The sequence below is a fragment of the Roseomonas sp. TAS13 genome, from assembly GCF_001950415.1.
GTDB lineage: Bacteria > Pseudomonadota > Alphaproteobacteria > Acetobacterales > Acetobacteraceae > Roseomonas > Roseomonas mucosa.
Map to the genome: position 1 here is coordinate 1 of NZ_BDLP01000283.1, position 5809 is coordinate 5809.

Genomic DNA, 5809 nt, shown 5'->3' on the forward strand with positions numbered 1-5809 from the left:
GACCACCGAGGCCGGGTGGGCCGCCGTGCTGGCGGCCTGTCCGGCGCCGGACGTGCTGGTGAACAACGGCGACGGCATGCCGCCCGGCGACTTCCGCGACTGGGACCGCGATATCTGGATGCGGGCGCTGGACATGATGATGCTCTCGCCGATCCAGATGATCCGCGGCGTGGTGGACGGCATGATGGCGCGCGGCTTCGGGCGGATCGTGAACCTCGCCTCCCGCAGCGTGAAGTCGCCGCATGCGGAACTGGGCCTTTCCAATGGCGCGCGGGCCGGGCTGGTGAATTTCTGCGCCGGCCTGTCGCGGCAGACCGTGGCGCGGGGCGTGACCATCAACAACGTCCTGCCCGGCATCGTGGCGACGGAGGCGCAGGAGGCGCATGTGCGCGGCCTCGTCGCCATGACCGGCCGCCCCTATGAGGAGATCTGGGCCGAGCGCGCCGCCGCCAACCCGGCGAAACGCTACGGCACGGCGGAGGAGATCGCAGCGGCGGTCGCCTTCCTCTGCTCCGCCCAGGCGGGCTTCATCACCGGCCAGAGCCTGCTGGCCGATGGAGGACAGTTCCCGGGCAGCTTCTGAGCCCTTCCGGCCGCCGGGCAGGGCGTCCTCGCTCCTTTCCGGCGGGGAGTTCTTCTCGGCTTCCGAACAAATCACCCCCCTGTCATGGGAGGGTGCCTTGCCGCCCTTCCAGGGGCGGCCCAAGATCATCCGTAAACCTTGGGGAAGGACCGCTACCATGGACGATATCGTCATCGCCTCCGCCATGCGCACGCCCGTCGGGGCGTTCAACGGCGCCTTCGCCAGCCTTCCGGCCCATGCGCTGGGCGCCATCGCCATCAAGGCGGCGCTGGAGAAGGCCGGCATCCGGCCGGAGGAAGTGGACGAGGTGATCCTGGGCCAGGTGCTCACCGCCGGCGCCGGGCAGAACCCCCCGCGCCAGGCCGCCGTGCATGCCGGTATTCCGGTCGAGCGCACGGCCTTCGGGATCAATCAGGTCTGCGGCTCCGGCCTGCGCAGCGTGGCGCTGGCGGCGCAGCAGATCGCGACGGGGGATGCCAGCATCGTCCTCGCGGGCGGGCAGGAGAGCATGACCCAGTCGCCGCACTGCGCGAACCTGCGCGCCGGGCAGAAGATGGGCGACCTGTCGCTGGTGGACACGATGATCCGCGACGGGCTGTGGGAAGCCTTCAACGGCTACCACATGGGCAACACCGCCGAGAACGTGGCGCAGAAGTTCCAGATCACGCGCGAGCAGCAGGACGAGCTCGCCTACAACAGCCAGCGCAAGGCGGGCGAGGCGCAGAAGGCCGGCCGCTTCGCCGACGAGATCGCGCCCGTCACCGTGAAGGGGCGCAAGGGCGACACGGTGGTGGAGAAGGACGAGTACCCCAAGCCCGAGACGACGATGGAGATCCTGGCCAAGCTGCGCCCGGCCTTCTCCAAGGACGGCACGGTCACGGCGGGCAATGCCTCCGGCATCAATGACGGCGCCGCGGCCATCGTCGTGATGAGCGCCTCCGAGGCGGCGAAGCGCGGGCTGACGCCGCTGGCGCGCATCGCCTCCTGGGCCACGGCGGGGGTGGACCCGACCATCATGGGCACCGGGCCGATCCCCTCCTCCCGCCGCGCGCTGGAGAAGGCGGGCTGGAGCATCCAGGACCTCGACCTCATCGAGGCGAACGAGGCCTTCGCCGCCCAGGCCTGCGCGGTGAACAAGGACATGGGCTGGGACCCGGACAAGGTGAACGTCAATGGCGGCGCCATCGCCATCGGCCATCCGATCGGCGCCTCGGGCGCCCGGGTGCTGACCACCCTGTTGCACGAGATGAAGCGGCGCGGCGCGAAGAAGGGCCTCGCCACCCTCTGCATCGGGGGCGGCATGGGCGTCGCCATGTGTGTCGAGGCCCCCTGAGCGGGACCTGATCCAGCGTTCCGCTTTCCCGGGGAACAAGGCTCCGCCCTTGCCCCGATCTGCCAGGACCCCGCAGGGTCCTGGCTCCCTCACCGGGTTCCCTCGCCTCCCGGGTCCGCCTCGCGCGCCAGGACCTCATCCGCCGGCCGGACATGGCCCTGTCCCCGGGCCGCCGGTGCCAGGCCACGCCCCACCCAGGCCGGAACGTTGACACGCCTTCCGCTCGGCTGGGTCCGGAGCGAAAGCGCCCCGAAGACCTCCTTGCGCGCCTCGATGATCGTCACGCCCGACAGTTTCGGCGAAACCGCATGGCCGGCGCCTTCCCAAAGCCGTGCGGTCCGCAGCAGCAGCCGGGAACGGAAGGGCGGCACGAAGAGCGCGCCATCGCGGCGTTCCACGTGGAACATGCCGCGTTCCAGCAACCGCGCGAGCTGGAGCGGCGTATAGGGTTGGCCATGGCCCAGCGGCGTATGGTCCAGATGCGCCCAGATGCTGCGCCGGTTCGGCACCACGACCAGGAGCCGCCCTTCGTCGCGCAGCACGCGCCAGACCTCCCGCAACATGCGCCGCGCATGGTCGGCATGCTCCAGCCCGTGCACCATCAGCACGTTGTCGAAGCTGAGATCCGCGAAGGGCAGGTTCTCCTCCTCGGCCAGTGCAAGGGCACCGGGACCGTCCGCCGGCCAGCGGGACAGCCGCCCCGGGGGCGGGCCCTGCACGGGCATGATCGAGATCAGCCGCGCGGCACGGCGGCGCCAGAGCCGCAGATAGGGACCGGCATAGCCGATGCCGAGGACCTCGCTCCCCGCCAGCTCGGGCCAGACGGCCCGCAACCTGGCACGCAGCAATCGCTTGGCAACGATCCCGGTGGGCGATGCGTAGAATTGGTCGAGTCCATGGACCTCGGCGCTCATGGGACGAATATAGGCCGCTCGTCGAAGGGAGACACTGCCAATGGCACTGACGGTTCGGGCGATTCCTTGCCTGTCGGACAATTATGCTTGGGTGGTGGCCGACGCGGTGACCGGCACCGTGGCTGTCTGCGACCCGGGCGAGGCCCGGCCGGTCCTGGCCGACCTGCCGGACGGGCGGTGCGACTTCATCCTGCTCACCCATCACCACCAGGACCATATCGGCGGCGTGGCGGAACTGGTCGCCGCCACCGGCGCCAAGGTTGTCGGCGCCAAGGCCGATGCCTATCGCCTGCCGCCGCTCGACCACGCCCTTGCACCGGGGGACGGGATGGCCATCGGTTCGGCGCGGGCCGTGGTGATCGACACGCCCGGCCATACGCGCGGGCATATCGCCTTCCACATCCAGGCCCCCCGCCCCCAGGACAAGGAGCAGAGCCGCAGCCCGGATGTTCTGCTCTGCGGCGACACGCTCTTCTCGCTCGGCTGCGGGCGGCTGCTGGAAGGCACGGCGGAGGAGATGTTCGCCTCGCTGCAACGGCTCCGCACCCTGCCGCCGGACACGCTGGTCTGCTGCGGCCATGAATACACCCTGTCCAACGCCCGCTTCGCCCTGACTGTGGAGCCCGACAACAAGGCGCTGCAGGACCGGGCGCAGCAGGCACGCGAGCAGCGCGGCCGGGGCGAGCCGACCGTCCCGACCCGGCTGGAGGAGGAGATGGCCACCAACCCCTTCCTGCGCGCACCCGACGTGGCGGCGCTGGCCGCGATGCGGAAGGCCAAGGACGAGTTCCGGTGAACCCATGGGGAGGCCAGCCATGAACATCGACCTGCGCGACACGCGGCTTTCCGCCGATGCGGTGGCCGAGGCGCTGGAGCTGACGCCCCATCCGGAAGGCGGCCGCTACCGCGAAACCTGGCGCGACGAGCCCGGCGACGGCACGCGCGGGGCCGGGACCTCGATCCTCTTCCTGCTTTCGGCCGGCGAACGGAGCCACTGGCACCGGGTGGACGCGGCCGAGGGTTGGCACTGGCATGCCGGGGCGCCGCTCCAGCTCAGCCTCTGCTGGGAGGGTTCGGACCCCCTGGAGATCGTGCTCGGCCCCCATCTTTCCGCCGGGCAGCGCCTGTCCGCCGTGGTCCCCCGGCACTGGTGGCAGGCGGCGGTCCCCCTGCCCCCGGCGGCGGGCCAGGGCTGGAGCCTCGTGACCTGCACCGTGTCCCCGGCCTTTTCCTTCGCGGGCTTCGAGCTGGCCCCGCCGGGCTGGACGCCGCGCCGGTCGTGAGCGACGCCCCCGCCTGGGACGCGCGCTATGACGCGGAGGGCTTCACCTTCGGCGAGCAGCCGAACCGCTACCTGGAAAGCATGCTGCCGCGCCTGCGCCCCGGCCAGTCCGCCCTGGCGCTGGGCGATGGCGAGGGCCGCAACGGCGTCTGGCTGGCCCGGCAAGGGCTGAACGTCACCAGCCTGGACTGGTCGGCCACGGGTCTCGCCAAGGCGCGGGCGCTCGCCGGCCGGCACGGTGTCGCGCTGGAAACGGTGGCTGCCGACCTGACGCGCTGGAACTGGCCGCAGCGGCGCTTCGATCTCGTGGCCTGGATCTTTGTCCATCTGCCGCCCGAGGACCGCGCCCTGGTGGCGCAACGGGCCGTGGCCGCCCTGGCCCCCGGCGGGCTGCTGGTGCTGGAAGGCTTCTCGCCCGCCCAGGAAGGCCGCCGCTCCGGCGGGCCGCGCGACCCGGCCCTGCTCTGGACCGCCACGGAAGCCCGGCGCCTCTTCGGCGGGATGCGCCTGCTCGAATGCCTCGACGGCACCGTCCTGCTCGACGAAGGCCCAAGGCACCAGGGCGAGGCCGAGGTCGTCCGCGGCCTGTGGCGGCAGGCCGGGTGATCGGGACGAAGCCAGTGGGTCCGGGGTCGGGGCACCGCCCCGATGGGCCTCCCGGAGCGCCACGCCCGATCCTCCACGAACTGCTCTACACTGCGCCGGCCACAGGATAAGGAATCGGGCGGATGGGTTTCCTGCTTCGGACGGTCATCACCGCCATCGCCTTCTGGGTTGCCTCGCAGGTGGTGCCGGGCATCCACCTGCCGGGGCTGGTGGGCACGCTCTTCGCCGCGGTGGTCTTCGGGTTGATCAATGCCGTGATCCGGCCGGTGGTCGCGCTGCTGTCCCTGCCGCTGACCATCCTGACGCTCGGCCTGTTCTCGCTGGTGATCAACGCGGCGATGTTCGGGCTGACCAGCCTCTTCTCACCTCTCAGCATCGACGGCTTCTGGGCTGCCTTCTGGGGCGCCATCATCGTCGCGCTCGTGTCCTGGTTCGCCAGCAGCCTCGTCCGCGACCGGACCTGATGCCGGCGGGGCCTCAGCCGGCGGACAGGGGCCGGTATTTCAGGGGCGCGACCTGGAAGGGCAGGACGCTGATGTCCTTCCAGACCTCCTGCCGCACATAGGGGTCGTCCGCCAGCCAGGCATGCACGGCAGCCTCATTCGGCAGGTCCAGCACCATCATGGAACCGATCATCCGGCCGTCCGCATCGGTCAGCGGGCCGCCGATCAGCAGGCGGCCGGATTCGGCCTCCGGCGCCACGCGGGCGAAATGGGCCGGGCGGGCAGCCTGCCGGCGGGCGGGGGCCTCCGCATCCTTGCCGTCATAGGCGAGCACCATGAAGGGCATGGGTTCCTCCTCTCATCCACTGTCCCGGCCGCTGTCGTCCGGGGGATGGAGGAGGAACGAGGTGGCCCGGGCCGTCAACCACCCGGACGCGCCGGTGGCGCCAACCCGGCGGAACCGGCCCGGCGCCCCCTGAGCGGTTCCGGTTCAGTACATGTGCTGTCCACCGTTGATGGACATGGTCGAGCCTGTGATGAACTCGGCATCGTCGGCGGTGAGGAAGCAGACGCCGCGCGCGATGTCGTCGGCCCGGCCCAGCCGGCCGACGGGGATGCGGGCGATGATCTTCTCCAGCACGTCGGGCG

General features: G+C 71.1%; 9 protein-coding genes. 6 read left to right on the forward strand and 3 right to left on the reverse strand.

The window, feature by feature from the left end; genetic code table 11:
* On the forward strand, window positions 1-583 hold a 583-nt coding region (locus tag ROTAS13_RS18100; protein WP_075823021.1), incomplete at its 5' end, for an SDR family oxidoreductase.
* A 157-nt stretch (window positions 584-740) separates the two neighbouring features.
* Window positions 741-1916 carry an acetyl-CoA C-acetyltransferase gene (locus tag ROTAS13_RS18105; RefSeq protein WP_019463035.1) on the forward strand — a complete coding sequence of 392 codons (1176 nt, stop codon included), beginning with the start codon at window positions 741-743 and terminating at the stop codon, window positions 1914-1916.
* 89 nt (window positions 1917-2005) lie between these two features.
* On the opposite strand, the gene ROTAS13_RS18110 is transcribed toward ROTAS13_RS18105, so the two are convergent.
* On the reverse strand, window positions 2006-2830 hold the full coding sequence (locus ROTAS13_RS18110) for a class I SAM-dependent methyltransferase (RefSeq protein ID WP_083755597.1): 825 nt from the start codon (window positions 2828-2830) through the stop codon (window positions 2006-2008).
* Window positions 2831-2870: 40 nt separating this feature from the next.
* Here ROTAS13_RS18110 and gloB point away from each other — a divergent pair, with 40 nt between their 5' ends.
* The 4 genes from gloB (at window position 2871) to ROTAS13_RS18130 (ending at window position 5182) form a co-directional block, all read left to right on the forward strand.
* Entirely contained in the window at window positions 2871-3626 is a 756-nt protein-coding gene (gene gloB / locus ROTAS13_RS18115) for a hydroxyacylglutathione hydrolase (protein ID WP_019463033.1), read from the forward strand.
* A gap of 19 nt (window positions 3627-3645) precedes the next feature.
* Entirely contained in the window at window positions 3646-4113 is a 468-nt protein-coding gene (locus ROTAS13_RS18120) for a cupin domain-containing protein (protein WP_019463032.1), read from the forward strand.
* Window positions 4110-4718, forward strand: a complete 609-nt coding sequence (locus tag ROTAS13_RS18125) for a bifunctional 2-polyprenyl-6-hydroxyphenol methylase/3-demethylubiquinol 3-O-methyltransferase UbiG (RefSeq protein WP_075823023.1) — start codon at window positions 4110-4112, stop codon at window positions 4716-4718. The genes ROTAS13_RS18120 and ROTAS13_RS18125 overlap by 4 nt, the downstream gene beginning before the upstream one ends.
* A gap of 122 nt (window positions 4719-4840) precedes the next feature.
* On the forward strand, window positions 4841-5182 hold the full coding sequence (locus tag ROTAS13_RS18130) for a phage holin family protein (RefSeq protein WP_019463030.1): 342 nt from the start codon (window positions 4841-4843) through the stop codon (window positions 5180-5182).
* Window positions 5183-5195: 13 nt separating this feature from the next.
* Here the strand turns inward: ROTAS13_RS18130 and ROTAS13_RS18135 are convergent, their stop codons facing one another.
* Together ROTAS13_RS18135 and ROTAS13_RS18140 are read right to left on the reverse strand one after the other, a co-directional pair.
* Window positions 5196-5507 (reverse strand): YciI family protein, encoded by a 312-nt coding sequence (locus ROTAS13_RS18135; protein WP_019463029.1) that lies wholly within the window; start codon window positions 5505-5507, stop codon window positions 5196-5198.
* Window positions 5508-5651: 144 nt separating this feature from the next.
* A partial coding sequence (locus ROTAS13_RS18140; RefSeq protein ID WP_139323427.1) for an SDR family oxidoreductase occupies window positions 5652-5809 on the reverse strand: 158 nt, incomplete at its 5' end.